General features: G+C 55.5%; 22 protein-coding genes. 13 read left to right on the top strand and 9 right to left on the bottom strand.

Going from position 1 to position 19,512, the window contains the following annotated elements; translation table 11 throughout:
* Positions 1 to 55: 55 nt before the first annotated feature.
* The 5 genes from B3Z49_RS02865 to pcaD form a co-directional block, all read right to left on the bottom strand.
* Entirely contained in the window at positions 56 to 910 is an 855-nt protein-coding gene (locus B3Z49_RS02865) for a CoA transferase subunit A (RefSeq protein ID WP_008891894.1), read from the bottom strand.
* Between the two features lie 114 nt (positions 911 to 1,024).
* The gene (gene pcaG / locus B3Z49_RS02860; RefSeq protein ID WP_296988111.1) at positions 1,025 to 1,612 is read right to left on the bottom strand and encodes a protocatechuate 3,4-dioxygenase subunit alpha; all 588 of its coding nucleotides are present in this window, start codon (positions 1,610 to 1,612) and stop codon (positions 1,025 to 1,027) included.
* A gap of 3 nt (positions 1,613 to 1,615) precedes the next feature.
* On the bottom strand, positions 1,616 to 2,317 hold the full coding sequence (pcaH, locus tag B3Z49_RS02855; RefSeq protein WP_296988109.1) for a protocatechuate 3,4-dioxygenase subunit beta: 702 nt from the start codon (positions 2,315 to 2,317) through the stop codon (positions 1,616 to 1,618).
* A gap of 5 nt (positions 2,318 to 2,322) precedes the next feature.
* A complete protein-coding gene (gene pcaC, locus B3Z49_RS02850; protein WP_008891897.1) occupies positions 2,323 to 2,727 on the bottom strand; it encodes a 4-carboxymuconolactone decarboxylase in 405 nt (134 codons plus the stop codon).
* Positions 2,720 to 3,520 (bottom strand): 3-oxoadipate enol-lactonase, encoded by an 801-nt coding sequence (gene pcaD / locus B3Z49_RS02845; protein ID WP_296988107.1) that lies wholly within the window; start codon positions 3,518 to 3,520, stop codon positions 2,720 to 2,722. The genes pcaC and pcaD overlap by 8 nt, the downstream gene beginning before the upstream one ends.
* A 145-nt stretch (positions 3,521 to 3,665) precedes the next feature.
* On the opposite strand from pcaD, the gene pcaQ reads away from it, so the two are divergent.
* The 5 genes from pcaQ to B3Z49_RS02820 all read left to right on the top strand — a co-directional run bounded on the left by pcaQ (position 3,666) and on the right by B3Z49_RS02820 (position 8,906).
* Complete coding sequence (gene pcaQ, locus B3Z49_RS02840; protein WP_008891899.1) at positions 3,666 to 4,607, top strand: pca operon transcription factor PcaQ; 942 nt, start codon at positions 3,666 to 3,668, stop codon at positions 4,605 to 4,607.
* A 233-nt stretch (positions 4,608 to 4,840) separates the two neighbouring features.
* Positions 4,841 to 5,872, top strand: a complete 1,032-nt coding sequence (locus tag B3Z49_RS02835; protein WP_063086897.1) for a TRAP transporter substrate-binding protein — start codon at positions 4,841 to 4,843, stop codon at positions 5,870 to 5,872.
* 83 nt (positions 5,873 to 5,955) lie between these two features.
* Positions 5,956 to 6,453: a TRAP transporter small permease gene (locus B3Z49_RS02830; RefSeq protein WP_008891901.1), complete on the top strand. Its 498-nt coding sequence runs from the start codon at positions 5,956 to 5,958 to the stop codon at positions 6,451 to 6,453.
* Positions 6,446 to 7,837, top strand: a complete 1,392-nt coding sequence (locus tag B3Z49_RS02825) for a TRAP transporter large permease (RefSeq protein ID WP_063086895.1) — start codon at positions 6,446 to 6,448, stop codon at positions 7,835 to 7,837. The genes B3Z49_RS02830 and B3Z49_RS02825 overlap by 8 nt, the downstream gene beginning before the upstream one ends.
* Before the next feature lie 124 nt (positions 7,838 to 7,961).
* Positions 7,962 to 8,906 carry a helix-turn-helix domain-containing protein gene (locus B3Z49_RS02820; protein WP_296988105.1) on the top strand — a complete coding sequence of 315 codons (945 nt, stop codon included), beginning with the start codon at positions 7,962 to 7,964 and terminating at the stop codon, positions 8,904 to 8,906.
* 10 nt (positions 8,907 to 8,916) lie between these two features.
* Here B3Z49_RS02820 and B3Z49_RS02815 read toward each other — a convergent pair whose 3' ends face one another.
* Positions 8,917 to 9,408, bottom strand: coding sequence for a GNAT family N-acetyltransferase (locus tag B3Z49_RS02815; RefSeq protein WP_296988104.1), 492 nt, complete (start codon positions 9,406 to 9,408; stop codon positions 8,917 to 8,919).
* Between the two features lie 177 nt (positions 9,409 to 9,585).
* Here B3Z49_RS02815 and B3Z49_RS02810 point away from each other — a divergent pair, with 177 nt between their 5' ends.
* From B3Z49_RS02810 to B3Z49_RS02800, 3 genes are all read left to right on the top strand, one after another.
* Positions 9,586 to 10,800, top strand: coding sequence for a TIGR03862 family flavoprotein (locus tag B3Z49_RS02810; RefSeq protein ID WP_296988102.1), 1,215 nt, complete (start codon positions 9,586 to 9,588; stop codon positions 10,798 to 10,800).
* Between the two features lie 63 nt (positions 10,801 to 10,863).
* The gene (locus B3Z49_RS02805) at positions 10,864 to 11,568 is read left to right on the top strand and encodes a hypothetical protein (RefSeq protein WP_296988100.1); all 705 of its coding nucleotides are present in this window, start codon (positions 10,864 to 10,866) and stop codon (positions 11,566 to 11,568) included.
* 77 nt (positions 11,569 to 11,645) lie between these two features.
* The gene (locus tag B3Z49_RS02800) at positions 11,646 to 12,317 is read left to right on the top strand and encodes a class I SAM-dependent DNA methyltransferase (protein ID WP_296988099.1); all 672 of its coding nucleotides are present in this window, start codon (positions 11,646 to 11,648) and stop codon (positions 12,315 to 12,317) included.
* Positions 12,318 to 12,347: 30 nt separating this feature from the next.
* Here the strand turns inward: B3Z49_RS02800 and B3Z49_RS02795 are convergent, their stop codons facing one another.
* Entirely contained in the window at positions 12,348 to 12,539 is a 192-nt protein-coding gene (locus tag B3Z49_RS02795; protein WP_296988098.1) for a hypothetical protein, read from the bottom strand.
* A gap of 247 nt (positions 12,540 to 12,786) precedes the next feature.
* On the opposite strand from B3Z49_RS02795, the gene B3Z49_RS02790 reads away from it, so the two are divergent.
* The 3 genes from B3Z49_RS02790 to B3Z49_RS02780 are packed head-to-tail and all read left to right on the top strand — an operon-like array spanning position 12,787 to position 15,528.
* Entirely contained in the window at positions 12,787 to 14,208 is a 1,422-nt protein-coding gene (locus tag B3Z49_RS02790; RefSeq protein ID WP_296988096.1) for an MFS transporter, read from the top strand.
* Between the two features lie 16 nt (positions 14,209 to 14,224).
* Positions 14,225 to 14,722 carry a MarR family winged helix-turn-helix transcriptional regulator gene (locus tag B3Z49_RS02785; RefSeq protein ID WP_287445121.1) on the top strand — a complete coding sequence of 166 codons (498 nt, stop codon included), beginning with the start codon at positions 14,225 to 14,227 and terminating at the stop codon, positions 14,720 to 14,722.
* Positions 14,719 to 15,528: a siderophore-interacting protein gene (locus tag B3Z49_RS02780; protein WP_296988095.1), complete on the top strand. Its 810-nt coding sequence runs from the start codon at positions 14,719 to 14,721 to the stop codon at positions 15,526 to 15,528. The genes B3Z49_RS02785 and B3Z49_RS02780 overlap by 4 nt, the downstream gene beginning before the upstream one ends.
* A 73-nt stretch (positions 15,529 to 15,601) precedes the next feature.
* Here the strand turns inward: B3Z49_RS02780 and B3Z49_RS02775 are convergent, their stop codons facing one another.
* A complete protein-coding gene (locus B3Z49_RS02775; protein WP_296988094.1) occupies positions 15,602 to 16,261 on the bottom strand; it encodes a hypothetical protein in 660 nt (219 codons plus the stop codon).
* A 157-nt stretch (positions 16,262 to 16,418) separates the two neighbouring features.
* On the bottom strand, positions 16,419 to 17,615 hold the full coding sequence (gene fdhA / locus B3Z49_RS02770) for a formaldehyde dehydrogenase, glutathione-independent (protein WP_008891913.1): 1,197 nt from the start codon (positions 17,613 to 17,615) through the stop codon (positions 16,419 to 16,421).
* Between the two features lie 403 nt (positions 17,616 to 18,018).
* Here fdhA and B3Z49_RS02765 point away from each other — a divergent pair, with 403 nt between their 5' ends.
* Together B3Z49_RS02765 and B3Z49_RS02760 are read left to right on the top strand one after the other, a co-directional pair.
* Complete coding sequence (locus B3Z49_RS02765; RefSeq protein WP_296988092.1) at positions 18,019 to 19,347, top strand: permease; 1,329 nt, start codon at positions 18,019 to 18,021, stop codon at positions 19,345 to 19,347.
* 16 nt (positions 19,348 to 19,363) lie between these two features.
* A partial coding sequence (locus B3Z49_RS02760) for a thioredoxin family protein (protein WP_296988126.1) occupies positions 19,364 to 19,512 on the top strand: 149 nt, incomplete at its 3' end.

Raw genomic sequence — 19,512 nt, 5'->3', positions numbered from 1 at the left:
GCGGATACCGTCATCATTTCAGTCGGGGTATATTCAACCATGATTTTTCCTCCGCTTAGCCTTTGTTTGCTTCACGCTTGGCCGCGAAATCTTCGGGACCGCCATTAATGACATGCTCTTCGAGCCAGGCCTGGAACGTTTCGCGATCACGTGCAATCGGATCCCATGCCTTATAGAACGCGTTGTCGCGCTTATAATATCCTTGGGCGTAGGACGGGTGCGCCCCACCCGGCACTTCAACAATCGCGGTCACCGCCCAGTTCGGCAGCATGACGGCATTTGGCGAAATATCGCCGAAATCATCAACGATCTCTTCAACCGTGATGATGGATTTTTTCGCGGCCAGAACGGCTTCTTTCTGCACACCGACAATGCCTTCAAACAGGACGTCGCCCTTTTTGTTGGCTTTCTGGGCATGCACCACGGTGACATCCGGGCGGATCGCTGGAACAGCCGCCAGGCTTTCACCAGTGAACGGGCATTCGATGAACTTGATGTTCGGGTTCACACGCGGCAATTCCGCCCCGCGATAGCCCTTGAATACTGCGCAAGGCAGGCCAGCTGCACCCGCGTCATAGGCATTGGCCATCGCCGCGTGGCTGTGTTCTTCGATCTCAAGCTTGGTCGGCCAGCTTTTTTCATAGGCATCGCGCAGACGGTGCAACGAGCCAACACCCGGGTTACCGCCCCAGGAAAAGATCAGCTTCTTGGCACAACCGGCCCCGATCAACTGATCATAGATCACATCAGGCGTCATGCGGACCAAGGTCAGGTTCTTGATGCCCTGACGGATAATCTCGTGCCCTGCGGCGTGCGGGATCAGATGGGTAAAGCCTTCCATCGAGATGGTGTCGCCATCCTTAACGCAGGATGCGACTGCTTCTTTAAGCGACATGAAACGTGCAACCACGGCAAAACTCCTGTGGTATCAATCCAAAAAATTACGAGTGCGAGAAATGAGGTCGATGGCTGCGACCGCCGGCTTTCCCCAAAGCAGCCGACGCAGCCATCGGGCCAGATCGACTTACACGTCGAAGAACACGGTTTCCGCGTCCCCCTGCATGTGAATATCGATCCGGTATTCAATCCCCGTCGGGGTTTCGACACGTTTGGCAATCAGGGTGTCGCGACGATCTGCTGGCACCGACTGCAAAACAGGGTCCTTGGCATTCAGATCCGCCTCATCGTCGAAGTAAAAACGGGTAAAGGCGTGAACCAGCATGCCGCGCATAAAGACGATGACGTTGACAAACGGTGCTTCGGCGTCGGCAACAACACCCGGCTTTACCGTATCAAACCAAAAGCGCAGCTTGGCATCCGTGCCGGTACCGCAACGGCCAAGCCCGCGGAAACCGGTCTCGGACACATCAATCGGCTTTTCGTTGTAATTGCCGTCGGCATCGGCCTGCCAGATTTCGATCATCGCATCGTTGACCGGGTTGCCGTCGCCATCAAAGACAGTACCGGTGATGCGGATATGTTCGCCCTTGGCATCCGGACCGGCAACGGTCGGATCGGCGATGTCGGTAAAGTCGTATGCGTACTGGCCTGCGGTCAAGCCATAGGCGAAATACGGACCAACCGTCTGTGAAGGGGTTTCACCATAAGCCATGACTTAATTCTCCATCGGGGTGCCGTTGCGTCCACGCAGGACAATGTCGAACTGATAACCAAGGGCAAAGCCTTCCTCGGTCCTATCGATCGAGAATTTGGCAATCAGCCGTTCACGGGCCGCTGCGTCCTCAGTCCCGAGGAAAATCGGGTCAAGGTCAAGCAGCGGATCACCCGGGAAATACATCTGGGTCACAAGACGGGTGGCAAAGCCCGGACCAAACAACGACAGGTGAATATGGTTCGGACGCCACGCATTGAAGTGGTTGCCCCACGGATAGGCGCCCGGCTTGATGGTATAGAATTTGTAATTGCCCTGATCATCGGTAAAGCAACGACCTGACCCGCGGAAGTTCGGGTCCAGCGGCGCGTCATGCTGATCGACCTTGTGCACGTAACGGCCTGCTGCGTTCGCCTGCCAGACCTCGACCAGGATATTGGGCTGCGGACGACCATCGGTATCCATCACCCGACCATGCACAACAATGCGTTCGCCAAGCGGCTCGCCATTGACGACGCCGTTCTTGGTCAGATCGAAATCAAGCTCACGCACGCTTGCCGGGGCAAAACGAGGACCGGTGCCCTCGGTCAGGCCCGATTTGATGGCAAGTGGTGCCTTGGTCGGACCACGCAACAGGGTCGATTTGTAACCGGGTGCGATATAGGGGGCGTGGGAGCCCCAGTCACGCGGTTTAAAGGTGGACATGAGGCTTACTCTCCCTTGGGTGACGCGTCAGATGCCGCGTCGATCTCGGCATAGGTTTGTTTGGCAATGCGGAAGGCCGTATTGGCGGCGGGAACGCCGGCATATACCGCAACATGCATCAGGGTTTCACGGATATCGTCGCGTGTTGCCCCGGTATTGAGTGTGGCGCGAATATGCATGGCAAGTTCTTCTTCGTGACCAAGCCCTGCAAGCAGCGCGATGGTCACGATGGAACGTTCACGCTTGGTGAAGGCGTCGCTTGTCCAGACACCATTCCAGACATTCTCGGTGATATAGCGCTGAAAACCTTCGTCGATTTCCGTAATTTTTTGGGTGGCGCGATCCACATGTGCATCGCCCAGGACGGAACGGCGTGTTTTCATGCCAACGTCATACCGGCTCTCAGACAAGGTTCTTCTCCTTGGTAAATCGGTCGATCAACCGGGTCAGCAATTCCGGGGTTTCGATGCATGGCAGATGCCCGACCCCGTCAATCAATTCGAATTCGGCATTGGGGATCATTGATGCCATGGCGCGCACCACATCGGGCGGCGTTGCCAGATCTTCCGATCCACAGATACATAATGTCGGCACAGCAATTTTTCCCGACGCATCGCGCAGATCACCATCGCGCAGCGCAATACAGGTTCCGACGTAACCCTCAACCGTGGTGCGCACCAGCATGTCGCGATACATCGCGGTTTCGAGAACCCGTTCCTTGCGGAAGGTCGGCGACAGCCAGCGTTCCATGATCGCATCGCCCATGGATGCAATCCCGTCGGCCTTGATCGCCTCGATCCGGGTGTTCCAGCTGTCATAATCGCCAAGCTTGGCGGCGGTATCACACAGGATCAGACCCCGCACGCGGTTTAGCACCAGTTCGGTGACTTTCTGGGCGATCAGACCGCCAACAGACAAACCGCAAATGATCACCTGATCAATGCCAAGGTAATCAAGCAACCCGATCAGATCATTGGCATGCAGCGCGACATCATAAGGCGCATCACCAATACCCGACAGGCCATGCCCGCGTTTGTCATAGGTAACGATGTTGAACGTTGAGGAAAGCGCATCAACGACATCATCCCAGATGCGAAGATCCGTCCCCAGAGAATTTGCAAAGACCAGTGCCGGGCCGCTTTTCGGGCCTGACTGGCTGTAATGAATGTGTGTCCCGTTGACCGGGGCGACTTGCAGACTCATTATCGTTTCCACCCTGCTTGTTTGCCCTCACATTCGCAGATGGTTTTGGTTATGTAAAATGAGGAATTGCGTAATTTGCATAACTATATAATTATGCATGAACCAGCTATAAGAACATTCTAAACTGTTGATGTATAGGGCACCCATGCTTGATCAACGCATTAAATTCCGCCATCTGACCTGCTTTCTTGAGGTCGCGCGTCAACGCAGTGTCGTCAAGGCCGCCGATACGCTTTCGATTACCCAACCCGCTGTTTCCAAAACCATTCGCGAGCTTGAAGAACATCTTGATGCGCGGCTGTTTGACCGATCAAAGCGCGGTGTCACCCTGACCGATTTCGGCAAGGTTTTCCTGCGCTATGCCGGGGCAAGTGTTACGGCGCTTCGCCAAGGTGTCGACAGCATCAGTCAGGTGCGCATGCAAGGCGGGCTGTCGATCAATCTTGGGGTTCTGCCAACGGTGGCTGCCAGTGTGATGCCCAATGCCATCCGCCATTTCAAAACACTTAGCCCCGATACCACGGTCAAGGTCGTGGCCGGTCCGAACGTGATGTTGATGGGGCAATTACGCGTGGGTGAACTTGATCTGGTGGTCGGACGACTGGCCGAACCCGATCAGATGTCGGGATTGTCGTTCATACATTTATATTCCGAGCATATCTCGCTGGTTGCGCGGCCGGGCCATCCGTTGCTGGCCGACAAGAACCCGGACATTACCCGCATTCGCGAATTCACCGTTCTGGTGCCGCCCAAACATGCGATTATTCACCCCACGGTCGACAAGATGCTGATTGCGCATGGCATTGGTGCGATCCCCGACCGTATCGAAACCGTTTCGACATCTTTCGGGCGCGCTTTTACGCGCGAAACCGATGCGATCTGGATCATTTCGAACGGGGCTGTGGCATCCGACATTGCCGAAGGGCATCTGGTCGAACTGCCGATCGATACCAGCGATACCTTTGGTCCCGTTGGCCTGACGACCAGAATTGATTCGCCAATTTCGCCGCCGGTTGAAATGCTGATCAATGCTGTTCGCGAAGAAGCACAACGTCATCACAGTGCCCAGGCAGGGGCGAAAGGATAATCATTTGGTTATGGATATGTGCTTACATATCATTATACATAACCATCACGTACCGATTAGATTGCCTTTAATTCGACATGGCTGAAATGCGCCAAACGCAAGTCATGTGATAAAAAGAAGAACAAAAACAATAACAAAAAGAACTCTTGGAAAACTTCGCACGCTAGATGCGCATCGTGGCTGAACGTTTGTCAGCGCAATGAACGCGACAAGACGTTCAAAGGAGGAAGAGAATGAAACAGATCACCAAATTGCTTGCCGGTGCAGCTGTCGCGACGATGGTGTCGTTCGGCGCACACGCACAGGAAGTCACCCTGACCGTCCACCATTTCCTGGGTCCGAAAGCACCGGCCCAGTCGAAAATGATTGAACCGTGGGCCAAGAAAATCGAAGAAGAATCAAACGGCCGTATCAAGTTTGAAATCTTCCCGTCCATGTCACTGGGTGGTAATCCGCCGGAACTGTATCGTCAGGTCCGCGACGGCGTTGCCGACATCGTCTGGACCCTTCCGGGTTATACCCCGGGCGTATTCCCGCGCCTTGAAGTGTTTGAACTTCCGGGTGTTCACCTTGGCGATGCACGCGCAACCAACCTTGCGATGTGGGATCTTCGTGATGAATATGCCGAAGACCTTACTGACATTCACCCGCTTGCCGTTCACGTGCACGCCGGTCAGGCAATCCACCTGACCAGCAAGGAAGTCCGCACGGTTGATGACGTCAAGGGCCTGAAGCTGCGCACCCCGACCCGTACCGGTTCCTGGGTAATTGAGTCCTGGGGTGCAGAACCCGTTGGCATGCCGGTTCCGGCCCTGCCGCAGGCCATGTCGCTTGGCGTGGTTGATGGCGGCCTGGTGCCGTTCGAAGTTGTTCCGCCGCTGAAACTGGCTGAACTGATTTCCTATTCTGTTGAAGGCGAAGGCGTAAATTCACGCTTTGGTACCTCGACCTTCCTGTTTGCGATGAACAAGGACCGGTATGAGAGCCTGCCTGACGACCTGAAAGAAATCATCGACCGTAACTCCGGCCGTGATTTTGCTGCTGAAATCGGTGACGTGTTTAACGGCGTTGAAGAAGTCGGCAAGCGCATGGTCAACGAAGGCAAAGGCCAGGTCGTTCAGATCACCGCTGCTGAAAAGGCAACCTTTGACGATGCATCCGCATCGGTCGTTGATCGCTGGATCGAAGAAGCCAAATCCAACGGCATCGATGGCGCGAAACTTGTCGAAGATGCCAAGGCCGCTGTTCAGAGCCACACCAAGTAACATCCCGACGTTGCTGGTAAATCTTGTGGGGTCACGTATCATGACGATACGTGACCCTCTGTTCCCGCAAGAATGTTAGAGATATGAAAAACGTGCTCTACAAGGCCGCTTCGTGGCTTGCTGTTGCCGGTGGCATGCTTGCCCTGCTGATCTCGATTGTTACGATCGTAAACGTGACCGCCTTTGGTCTCGACAAGATCGCCCGGCTGTTTGATGCCAATGTCCCGGCCATTATCGGCTATGAGGACTTTGTCAGCATGATCGTCAGTTCGGCGGCGTTGATGTTTTTCCCCTATTGTCAGGCACATCGCGGCCATGTCGCAGTGGATGTCTTCATCAAGATGTTTCCCGACTGGTTTGCGCGGATGGTCGATACCCTGTCGTCCGTTCTGATGACCGCACTTGCGCTGTTCCTGGGGTACATGATGGTCAATGGCCTGATCGAAGTGCGCAGTGACAATACCCTTTCGGCAATTCTGGGCTGGCCGATCTGGCCGTTCTATGTCCCGGGCATCATTGCGATGTTCCTGTGGGCGGCAATTGCCGGAAACCAGATTTTCGAGAGAGAGGCCGATGTCTGAACGTGAATTGATCGGCCTTGGTGGCCTTGCCCTTCTCTTTGTGATCCTGGCACTGCGCGTGCCCGTCGGCCTCGCCATGGTCGGGGTCGGCATCGGCGGCAACTATGTGCTCAGCCTGTTTTTCCCGTTCCTGCGCTTTGATCCTTATTTGCAGCAGTTCAAATCCCTGCTGTACGGGATTGTGTCGAACTACGAACTGTCGGTCGTGCCGCTGTTTGTTCTGATGGGATACCTCGCAAGTCAGGCCAACCTGTCGCGCGATCTGTTTCAGGGCGTAAATGCCATCCTCGGCCGTTTCCGCGGTGGCGTTGCAATGGCGGCCATCGGCGCGTGTGCCGGTTTTGGCGCGGTATGCGGATCATCCCTTGCGACCGCATCAACCATGGGCAAGGTCGCCCTGCCCGAACTTGATCGCCTGAAATATTCGCCGCGTCTGGCAACCGGTACGCTGGCTGCGGGCGGGACACTTGGCATTCTGATCCCGCCATCGGTGGCGCTGGTGATTTACGCCGTCACGGTTGAGGCATCGATCATTCAGATGTTTCAGGCCGCCATCATTCCGGGCTTGATTGCGGTTCTGTTCTTTATGGCGGTGATTGCCATTCAGGTGCGCCTCAACCCGTCACTGGCCCCGAAACCCGAACCGATGCCGGCCGCCGAGCGCAAGGAAGCATTGCTGCGCCTGATCCCGGTGATGGTGATCTTTGGCTCGATCATTCTGGGGCTCGGTGCGGGTCTGTTTACCCCGACACCGGCGGCCGGCGTGGGCGTGTTTGCGATCTTGGTTTACGGCGTCTATATGCGCATTCGCGGCAAAGGCGGTCTGACCTGGAAGGGTTTGCGCCAGTCGCTTAAAGACACCGCCATCACATCCTCGATGATTTTCTTCATCCTTCTGGGGGCGGAAATCCTCAAGGGCTTCTTTAGCCGTGCCAACCTTCCGGCCTATATGGCCGAAGCCGCTGCCACCAGCGGCTTTGATCCGTGGCTTGTCATGGTTCTCATGCTGCTTGCCCTGATCCTTCTGGGCTGCTTCATGGAAAGCCTGTCGATGATTGTCGTGGTCATCCCGTTCTTCTGGCCAGCCCTTGTTGATATCAATGGCGGCGACTGGGCGACGGCGGCAACCGCGGCCTATGGCATGGGGACCGAGGATCTGAAGATCTGGTTCGGGATCCTCGCACTCATTGTCGTGGAATTGGGGCTGATTACGCCACCGGTGGGGCTGAATGTGTTTATCATCAACGCACTCGCCAAGGGTGTCCCGATGAGCCAGACCTTCCGCGGTGTGATGCCGTTCTTCGGGGCTGAGATCATCCGTATTCTGCTTCTGATCTTTGCGCCGATATTAACGTTGTTTGTGCCAACGCTGCTTGGCAATTAGCGACGATCACAGAACTCGGAAAAGCCCGCCCGTCAATTTGGCGGGCTTTTCTTTTGGTCGGTCCCAAAACACGCTAAACTACCACCAACAACCCACCATGCGGCGACCCAAGATCAAGGCATCCATGCGCAACACCATCCCGATCTATAAGCTTTACGGCGAACGCGATGCGGCAAGCAGCCCCCGCGCACGTGATGGCTATGATCTGGAAAATATCCCCGCATCCGATCCGCAACCGGTCACCGAACCGGAATTCTTTCACCTTGAAAGCATCCCGGAACGATCGCGCCTGCATGACCTGCACATCAAACCGCACCGCCATACTAACCTGTTTCAGCTGCTTTACATTACCCATGGCACGGCCGAGATCAGCTTTGATGACCAAAATCTGACCATGCAGGCAGGCCAGCTGATTACGGTACCGCCCGGCACTGTCCATGGCTTTAAATTCAGTGATGATATTGATGGCTGGGTGATTTCACTGACCGACTATCACCTGCAGGAAATCCTTGCCCCCGCGCCAAAACTCCTCGCCCGGCTTGATCAGGCGATCTGCGTTGATACGCGGTCATCCTCTGGCGATGCCAACAGCCCGACCGATTTCCTGATATCGCAACTCGCCGTCGAATATTACAGCCACAATACCGGGCGGCTGTTTGCGCTTCGTCATATTCTGGGATTGCTGTTGCTTGGCATCGGGCGCACCGTGCCGCAGGATCATTCGGCACGCTTGTCGCGCCAGGAACAAAAGGCCGAAAAATTCCGCAAGTTTCAAACGCTGGTCGAAACGTTTTACAAGCAGCACAAATCGCTTGATTTCTATGCCCGTGAAATCGGCGTCACCACCACCCAGCTTAACCGCATTGCCAAGGACATCTATGGCATGACCGCAAGCGAGGTGGTGCAAAACCGCCTGATGCTGGAAGCCAAGCGGACCCTGATCTATACCGACATCGCCATTCAACAGATCGCCGACGAACTGGGCTTTCGCGATGCAGGATATTTTTCGCGCTTCTTCACCAAAAAGGCCGGGGTATCCCCGGCCCGGTTTCGCACTGATAATCGATAGGGTCCAAGCGTCAGGAAGCCTGGCCGCGCAACGTATCAAGTGTTAGCCACATGCGCACCTGATCGACCACCCGGCCGGACCGCGTTTGCCAGCCCTTGGCAATGAACTTTTCCTCGCCAAACCCGACCTTGCGATACAGATTAAGCGCATTGTCATTGCCATCCACAACATTCAGCCACAGCTTTTCATAGTCGGGCGTTTGCGCAATTTTGGCAGCAAGGCTTGATAAAGCTGCCTTGCCAAAGCCCTGCCCGCGTTCAAACACGCCAAACTCATCGACCTTGGGCAGGTGTGTCGCCATCTCGGTCATATAGACATAGGCAACCGCTTTTTGATCAACGCGAAACACCCAAAGTGCCGTGTCCTTTGATCCCGCCAGTGCCGCGCTCAGGGCATCATCGGGCACACGCGCAATCGCGTCATAAAACTGCGCATCTTCCATCATCTCGCGAATGCGCAGAAGTTCTTCATCGGTTGGCGTGTGCCAGGTTCCGGTAATCATGGGTGTGGTCCTGATGGGCTGGTGGTGGCGTTACAAGATGGCAGTGGTAAACAGCGAGCTCTGTGCGGTCAAGTACCACGAACCCGCCTGCATCCTACCATCGGACGCCTGACAAATTGCCAATAAGGCCCAAAGCCGCTAAAACCAGCCGATATCAACCCTCACCAAAGGCCGCACATGCCAAGCTCAACACCCAATGCGCCGCACACCCGCCCTGCCCCGAATGGCAAAACCGCCATGGTGATCGGTGCCGGTCCGGCTGGTCTGATGGCGGCCGAACGGTTGGCGGGTGATGGCTATGCGGTAACGATTTTTGAGGGCATGCAAAGTGCCGGGCGCAAGTTGCTCATGGCCGGGAAATCGGGGCTGAACATTACGCACAGCGAAGATCTTGAAACCTTTCTGACCCGCTATGGCACATCGCGCGCACGGCTTGAACCACATCTGCGCAAATTCGGGCCCAATCAAATCCGGCAATGGTGTGCGGGCTTGGGTGTTGAAACCTTTGTCGGCTCCTCAGGCCGGGTGTTCCCGACCGCGATGAAGGCAAGCCCGCTTTTGCGCGCCTGGCTTAGGCGACTTGATGGTCTGGGCTGCACCATCCAGTACCGCCATTACTGGACCGGCTGGAACGACGCCGATCAGGCGGTGTTCAGAACGCCGGATGGCGAAGTTACCGCCACCGCCGACATCACCATTCTGGCCCTTGGCGGCGGCAGTTGGAAACGACTGGGATCAGATGGCAAATGGATGGAAATCCTGCTTAACGCCGGGATCAAGTGCAACCCGTTCAAACCGGCCAATTGCGGCTTTGAAATCGACTGGACCGACCATCTGACCGACAAATGCGCAGGCTCCCCGGTCAAGGCCGTGATACTGACCTGTGGGGATCAAACCGTGCGCGGCGAGTTCGTCATTTCCAAAACCGGGATCGAAGGCAGCGCGGTTTACGCCATCTCGGCAACGTTGCGCGATCAGTGGCTTGAAACCGGGGTTGGCATCCTCGCACTCGACCTCTGCCCCGACCGCACGCTGGCTGACGTCACCACGCGCCTGTCAAAGCCACGCGGCAAAAACTCGCTGGGCAACCATTTGCGCAAAACCCTCGGCCTTGATGCCACCAAAACAGCCCTGATTTTCGAAGTCACCCCGCGCGAAACCCTGAACGACCTGACAGCCCTCGCCACCGCCATCAAGAACCTCACGCTTCATATCAAAAAGCCCCGTCCACTGGACGAGGCCATCAGCACCGCAGGCGGTGTCGCATGGGAAGAACTCGACGAAAATTTCCAACTCATCAAACGCCCCGGCACTTACTGCCTTGGCGAGATGGTTGACTGGGAAGCACCGACGGGCGGGTATTTGCTGACAGGATGTTTGGTTCACAGATAGCTTTTATTGTGCAGGTCCAAGTATTCTTCTCTAAATTCAAGGAAACGAACGCGGGAGACAAACGTGCAAAAAAAGGATCAACACAATCTGAGCAGTTTAATTTGGCTGACTGAACCGCTCGAGGAACTTTCAGAACGGCTAACCGGATATAATTCGGACTACAGCGGCAAATCAGTTGTAGTCGAATTGGTCGCAGTGCAAACCGTTTTGATGCGCCACCTAAGAGGTTATATTTCGGCACCAGAACTGAAGAACTGGGCGAGCCTAATATACTGCCAAAAAGGTATCGAGTTAGAAGCGATATTTTCTAGACAGCTAGAGGAAATCTTTCAGTTTCTAGCGACACCAGATACGAATGACAGCATAAGCCCAAGCCTGTGCGCCGACTTTTTAAACTCTCTCGGAACGAACCCGTCAGATAGCCTTATACAAAACTTAGCAGTTAGATCTGAAATCGTTCGTGTTTGCCGCATGATGCAGTCAAATCGAATAGAACTAATTTACGGCTGCAGACGACTGGTTCAGTTAAGCCGTTCACTTCCCGCCTCGGAACAAGAGGCGTTTTTGACATTTGTTGGAGTAGTTTCCGAGTGCGATGAGTATCCCGATGACGACAAAAAGAATCTTTTCTCTCAAAGTTATCTCGAAAGTATTTCGCGTGCGATCAGACTGTATGAATCGAGAGTGGAACGCCGAGTACTAAACACTTGCAGTGGAATAATCAGTGAATTTGAAGAGCACTTTCGAGAAACAAAAATTCAACGATAACTGGAAAAAGGTCGCAAAATAGTTTTATTATCCCGTTATTGATCAATTTCTCCAAAGCACAAACAGCCAGGTGAGCCATGACGGGTGCCAGTAATGGCAATTCCAGAGGTACGGATATTTCCGATAGCGCATCTGATCTGACGCGCATGACAGACGCCGGGCCAGAAGCCCTTGCCGCCTATTACGACAAGTGGGCTGAAAGCTATGACGCGGATTTGCCCAAGATGGGTTATGACGCGCCCAAGCGGGCGGCGGCCATCATGGTTGAGCACGGGGTGCCGTTCGACGCACCGGTTCTGGATGCCGGGTGTGGCACCGGATTGACGGGTTTGGAGCTTTCCAAGGCCGGATATCGTGATATCACCGGCATTGATTTGTCGCTGGAATCCCTGCAGGCGGCCGAGGCCAAGGGCGTTTATCGACACCTTAAGAAACGCGACATGAACCAGACACTGGCCTTTGGCGACAACGGCTTTGCGGCCGTTCAGTGCATCGGCACACTGACCTATGTGCGCGAAATCAAGCAGCTGTTTTCGGAATTCTGCCGGGTTGTGAAGCGCGGCGGGATTGTCTGCTTTACCCAGCGCACCGATCTTTATGATGATGCCTTCATCAAGGCGATCCATGCCACCACCAAGGCCAAAAAATGGGAGCTGATTTCCCATTCAGACCCGATGCCCTATCTGCCCAACCACGAAGATTTCGCCGACAAGAAACACATTTTCTATGACGTGTACCGGGTGAAATAACCCAGCGATCCGGGCGCTAAGCCTGCCCACCTAGTGGCAATGAACCGTGCCCGCCTTGCGATCCATATGGCAGCACTGACCGGGTGGGGAGCTTTTGCGACATCCGCCGCCATGCGCAATCGCCTGATCCACAATCACCGGCTGCGCGTTTGACGGTTCCGGCATAACCGCCAGGCCGAGTGCAAACGGCAAGGCTGCGGCAATCATCAGAACTGTTTTCATCGTTTATCCTCCCTGTTCCTCACGCAATCATAGCATCCTCACGCGGGAGACATACTAGCTTTAAGGGCAGGTCAAAAAGATAGTTGACATGATCAACCATTTTTATATAGTTGATAATGTCAACCAATTACGGATCGCATCTGCACCTCACAAGCGCCCCACGCTTTGCTGACGCGATACCAAGGCGAAATGCCGTGCCTGAAACCAAGCCCCCTTCGCGCACACCATTTGATAAAGAGACTGCCCCATGCCGATCCCTCATATCCAACGTCTCAAGATATCCCCCGAAGTGCATCCCGATGGGTTGCCGGGGCCACGGCGCATTTATGCGGCCCTCGCCCTTTTGATCACGATCATGATGGCGGTGCTTGATGGCACGATCATGAATGTCGCCCTGCCCGCCATCGCCCATGATCAGGGCGCAACACCCGCACACGCGATCTGGGTGATTACGGCGTATCAGTTGGCCATCGTGGTGGCCTTGTTGCCGTTTGCAGCCCTTGGTGAAGCCATCGGGTTTCGCAAGGTTTATCTGAGTGGTGTTGCCCTGTTCGGGGTGGCATCCGCCCTGTGTGCCATGGCCCCAACGATCGAGCTTCTGACCGCAGCGCGCGTGTTGCAGGGCCTTGGGGCGGCTGCGATCATGAGCATCAATGCCGCCATCATGCGCCATGTCTTCCCGCATGCGAAACTTGGTCAGGCGATTGGCTGGATCGCGATGACGGTATCGGTGTCGGCCGCCGCCGGACCCAGCATTGCATCCGCCATCATGGCGGTTGCCAGTTGGCACTGGCTGTTTTTGATCAATCTGCCGATGTCGGTTCTGGCGGTTGTGATTGGCTATTTCAGCCTGCCGTTCAATACGCCAAGCCGGGCACGGTTTGATTTCATCAGTGCGTTTTTAAATGTTCTGACCTTTGGCGGGTTGGTCGCGGCGCTTGGCAATATGGGCATTGAAAGCAACCCGATCCTGATTGGTGCACAATTTGCCGTATCGTTTATTGCCGGTGTCTTTCTAGTGCATCGCCAATTGTCGCGCACGCGCCCGATGCTGCCGCTTGATCTGTTGAAAATACCGGTCTTTGCCTGCTCCATCGGGTCATCGATCACCGGTTTTTGTGCGCAGATGATTGCGTTCGTCACCCTGCCGTTCTATTTCCACGATGTGTTGGGACAAAGTGCCACCATGACCGGTCTTTTGATGACGCCATGGCCCGTGGCGACCGCGATCATTGCCCCGATTGCCGGGCGGTTGGCCGACAGGTTTTCGCCAATCCGTCTGACCGGGATTGGCATGGCGGTGTTTGCCATCGGGCTGTATGGCACAACACTTGCCGCCGACGCCGGTGGCTTGGCGCCGATCATTGCCGCCCTTGCCCTGTGCGGGGCGGGATTTGGTCTGTTTCAGGCACCCAATAACCGCCTGATGCTGACCAGTGCGCCGCGTGAACGTTCTGGCGGGGCAAGCGGGCTTTTGTCGACCGCGCGCCTGACCGGCCAGTCGGTTGGTGCGGCCCTTGCCGCCATTCTGATTGGCACCGGTGGCGGCTTTGACCTTGCGACCATCATGCTTGTCGCCAGTGGCTCGGCCGTTATTTCCGCCATCATTTGCGAAGGACGCCGCCATGCCCTTCGTTCCGGCTTGATTGCCAGCCCGGCTGGCCTGTGAGGAAGAAACAATTGCCATGACCGAAGAAGATCAGGTCCACGTTCCGGGTGAAACCCTGCATCGGCTGGTGCATGCCTACAAACGCAGACTGATGCATGCGATGCAGGCTGCAAGCATGCCGATGCCGATTTCGCACAAGCGGGTGATGAAATGGATTGTCAAAATCCCCGGTATCACCGCCCAGCAAATGGCCGAAAAATCCGGTCAGGACAAAGGCCGGATCACGCGGCTTTTGAAAGAACTTGAAAATGACGGGCTGATTGAACGCCGCCCACACCCCGAAGATCGACGGAGCCAAACCCTGCATTTGACGGCCGCCGGCAGCGCAAAAATGGAAGACTTCCGCGCTGTCGAAAAAGAAGTCAGATCCCGAATGACCAGCGGCCTTACGCCACAGCAGATCCATGATTTTGTCGAGATCGCCAATCTGATGTCCGACAATCTGGAAACCCACAAATGCAAGAAACTGGACTTTGCGGCCAATGGCCCAAAGGACCAAGGAGTGAAGAAATGAGTAAACCTTCCCCACGCGATCTGACCGTGATCAGAAAGGGATACGTCACCCCAAATATGCTGCGCGTTACCCTTGGCGGTGACGGCATGAAGGACTTTCCCGAGGATCAGGAAAGTGCCTATGTCAAACTGATGTTTCCGATTGAAGGCGACGACAAAGGCCGCGTTTTGCGCCGGACCTACACCGTGCGCCATGACCGCATGACCGATCAGGGCCGCGAGATCGATATCGATTTCGTCATGCATGGTGCCGGTGATGATAGCGATGATGATAATGGCGCAGACAGTCATGACCATGGTGGCCCCGCGTCAAACTGGGCGGTGAATTGCCAGCCCGGCGATGTGATCACCATCGGGGGGCCCGGCCCGAAGAAGCTTGTTGATCCGACCGCCGACTGGTTTCTGATTGTCGGTGACATGACGGCCCTGCCTGCCGTATCGGTCAATCTGGAAACCCTGCCCGATAACGCGCGCGGCTATGCCGTGATCGAAGTCCGGTCCGAGGCCGACATGCAGGATTTGAAAAAGCCCGACAACATCACGATTGAATGGGTGATCAATCCGCGTCCGGGTGAACAGAACACGGTGCTGAGCGATGTGGTCAAACGCATCCCCTGGCATACGGACGGTCGGCTTTCGGTCTGGGCGGCGTGCGAATTCACCTCGATGCGGGAACTGCGCAGCTACTTCCGCGAGGAGCGCGGCCTTGGCAAGGATGATCTTTATATTTCAAGCTATTGGAAGCTTGGCATGAATGAGGACACCCACAAGGTCATCAAGTCCGAGGATGCCAAGACGGCGGCCTGATCGGCACACAATCGAACAAACAATTCGGGCCCCTTTGTGGGGCCCGTTTGCGTTTGGCGATTGATTGAGCTGATCAGGCATATTGCGCATGCAGGCGCGCCATCCGTCTGCGCGCGAAAAAGCCGGCATGCTGGGTTGTCTGAACCATTTCCGGGTGCAGTTGCCCGTCCTCATCACAGACAAAGGCCCGGCTGGCACCAATCACACCCTTTTCCGAGCTATAGACCGCAATGACGATAATTTCGATGCGGCACTTGCCTTCGCCCACCGCTTTATCAGGATCATTGCTTGTCTCCTTATCTCTGACGCGGGCCTGATGTGTGATGCGCCGCATCAGGTTTTGCAGCGCGCCCAGTTCGATGCATCTGCCGGATTCAAGCGGGCCTTGCACCGTCAGTTCGTCAAGACGCGCAGCATGGGCCGATTTGCTGCCCTGATCGGTCTGGAAATCCACTTCCGGGTCGCTATCTGTGACCTGCTCACAGACCTGATGCGTTTCATCGCCAATACAGACAAGCACCTTGTCGATATGAATGGCTTCCTGGCTCATATTGCTGATCAGAAAGCGCGCCTTGTCCGAATTGCCAAGCATCTGGTTGATGACGATTTTCGGACGTCTGACACGGCGATAGCTTTGAAACAGCAATTGCGCATAAAAAATCCAGACCATCAATGTTGCGATGCTAACCCCGACCTGAAGCAAGGTCGCGTGTTGTTCAATCCATGAACCCATCGGGTCCCCCTGAAATCAAAATCGACTTGGCGGGCCGAATTCAACTTTGATCCGGCACCATCCACGCAACGTGCTGCCAGCGATTTTGTTTCAGGGGAATGCAAAACACCCCGGCCAAAGACCGGGGTGCCAGAGATGCGTTTTGATGGATGCCGGGTCAGGCAGCGACACTGCCATGCGGGTCGATGACGAATTTCTTCGCCGCCCCGCCGTCAAAGTCGGCATAGCCTTTTGGTGCCTGATCAAGGTTGATCATCTGCACATTGACCGCCTTGGCGATGTCGATCTTTTCAAACAGGATCGCCTGCATCAGGTTGCGGTGATACTTCATTACCGGGCACTGACCAGTATGGAAGGAATGCGATTTTGCCCAGCCCAGACCAAACCGCATGCTAAGTGCGCCCACCTTGGCGGCATCATCGACCGCACCGGGATCCTCGGTCACATAAAGTCCCGGAATGCCGATCGAACCACCGGCACGGGTGACCTGCATGGCAGAGTTCAGAACGGTTGCCGGGGCTTCGTGATTGTGGTTGCAGCCACAGCCATGGGCCTCAAAGCCAACGCAATCGACAAAGCAATCCACTTCGCGATCATTCAGGATCGCCTCAAGCTGATCTTCCATCGGCATGTCTTTTTTAAGATCGATGGTTTCGCAGCCAAAGCTGCGTGCCTGTGCAAGGCGATCATCGATCATGTCACCGACAATCACACAAGCCGCCCCCAAAAGGTGTGCGGATGCTGCGGCGGCAAGGCCAACCGGACCGGCGCCGGCGATATAAACCGTGCTGCCCGGACCAACGCCCGCCGTGACACAGCCATGAAAGCCGGTCGGGAAGATGTCAGACAGAAGCGTCAGATCGCGGATTTTCTCCATCGCCTGATCGGCATCAGGGAATTTCAAAAGGTTGAAGTCGGCATAGGGCACCATGACATATTCGGCCTGCCCGCCGACCCAGCCGCCCATATCGACATAGCCATAAGCAGCCCCCGGACGCGCCGGGTTTACATTCAGGCAAATGCCCGTCAGGCCGGATTTGCAATTGCGGCAACGCCCGCAGGCAATGTTGAACGGCACGGAACACACATCACCGACTTTAAGGAACTCGACATCCCGGCCGGTTTCGACAATCACGCCGGTGATTTCATGACCAAGAACGAGCCCCTCGGGCGCGGTTGTGCGGCCACGCACCATGTGCTGGTCACTGCCACAGATATTGGTGGTGATAACTTTCAGGATGACGCCATGGTGGCATTTGCGATTGCCCAGCGCCAATTCCGGAAACGCGATGTTTTCAATTGCGACTTTTCCCGGACCCTTGAATACAACGCCACGATTTGATGGACTGCTCATATTCTGTTTCCTCTTCCCTGATATGGTTTGTCAGGATTGTTGTTGATGTCCGGGTCCATGCGATCTTGCGCCGCACCCCTGCCCGAACCGAACCCACCGCGCGTTTTTTGATATTCGCAGTGCAACCAAAACGGTAGGTCCGCATTCCCGCCACTGTCAAACGAACTGGGCTGCGTCCCCTAAACTTCCTCTTGTGCTCAGAAGATTTGCGACGATTGGTTGAAATCGGCCTTCGAATGTTTCCCCGGCTGATCCGTGATCATCGGGAACATCCGGAAAATGGCGGGATGCCCTGCCCCGCGTCGCGGCAGTGCACAACGTTGCGATGTATCAAAGTAATAGTCGGCCAATCTGGATAGATTAAAAACAACAACGCCCGTCGTGGTCATATGGAGACCGTCCGATGCTTCATCGCCTGATCGCGCTTTATCGTGAAAATCCCCGCGAAGGACGGCTGTTTGCCGCCATTTCGCTTGGTTTCCTTACGATCTATTTCATCCCTGCGGGCACGGGGCGGTTTGACAATGCGGTGCTTGAGGCCGTCTATCTGACCAACTGGTATGCCCGCGAACATGTCATCCTGTGTTTGCTTCCGGCCTTTGTGATTGCCGGGGCGATGGCGGTTTACATCAGTCAGGGATCTGTAATGCGCTATCTCGGGCCGGATGCATCGCGCCCTGTTGCACTTGGTGTGGCATCCGTCTCCGGCACGTTGCTGGCGGTTTGTTCCTGCACGGTACTGCCACTGTTTGGCGGGATTTACAAACGCGGTGCCGGGCTTGGTCCGGCAATTGCGTTTCTGTATTCCGGGCCCGCGATCAATATCATGGCGATTGTTGTCACGGCCAAGGTATTGGGGGCTGAAATCGGCCTTGCGCGCGGGGTTGGCGCGATTGTCTTTGCCATCGTCATCGGCCTGATCATGCATCTGATCTATCGTCACGAAGAACATGATCGCGCCCAGAAATCCAAACGCGGCTTTGGCGGCGACGATGACGGCAAACCGCTTTCGATCACCATTGCGTTTTTTGGTCTGATGGTCGGCATTCTGGTGTTTGCCAACTGGGCCTCTGTCCCCGGCAGCCCCGTCTGGATGGCGGTTTATGATGTTAAGTGGACCACCACCGCCCTTCTGGCGGCGGGCTTTGCCGGACTTCTGATCTGGCAGTGGAATTGGCCGGTTAAACAGGTCGCGGGTCTTGCGGCAATCGTCATCCTTGCTGCCATGATTTTCCCGCAATATCCGCAACTGGCCTTTGCCATTGGCGTGATCGGCCTGATGATGATTGCGCTGACGCGCGATCAGGACCGTGAGTGGGTCGATCAAAGCTGGGATTTCACCAAACAGATTTTGCCGCTTCTGGTGATGGGTGTGTTCATCGCCGGCCTGCTGCTGGGCCGACCGGGCCATGAAGGCCTGATCCCCAACGAGTGGGTGCAGGCCGCTGTTGGCGATAATTCCCTGACCTCGACCGCGTTGGCATCGGTTCTGGGCGCGTTCATGTATTTCTCAACCCTGACAGAAATCCCGATTGTCGAAGCCCTGATGGGTGCGGGCATGGGCAAGGGTCCGGCTTTGGCGTTGCTTTTGGCCGGGCCTGCTTTGTCGCTGCCCAACATGTTGGTCATTCGCACCGTGATTGGCACGCAGAAAACGCTTGTTTACTGCGCGCTGGTCGTCGTCATGGCGACGATTTCGGGCTTTGTTTACGGCAATATTCAATCATTCTGATCACAGGAGATCAAAGATGAAACTCAGCATTTATGGCAGTGGTTGCGCAAAGTGCCAGGCGCTGGCCAAAAACGCCGAAGCGGCTGCACGGGCGCTTGATCTTGATTACGAGATCGAAAAGGTCACCGACACCAACAAGATCATTGATGCCGGCATCATGCGCAC

Source organism: Thalassospira sp. UBA1131, from assembly GCF_002311515.1.
GTDB lineage: Bacteria > Pseudomonadota > Alphaproteobacteria > Rhodospirillales > Thalassospiraceae > Thalassospira.
This window is presented reverse-complemented; position numbering and strand designations above follow the sequence as displayed.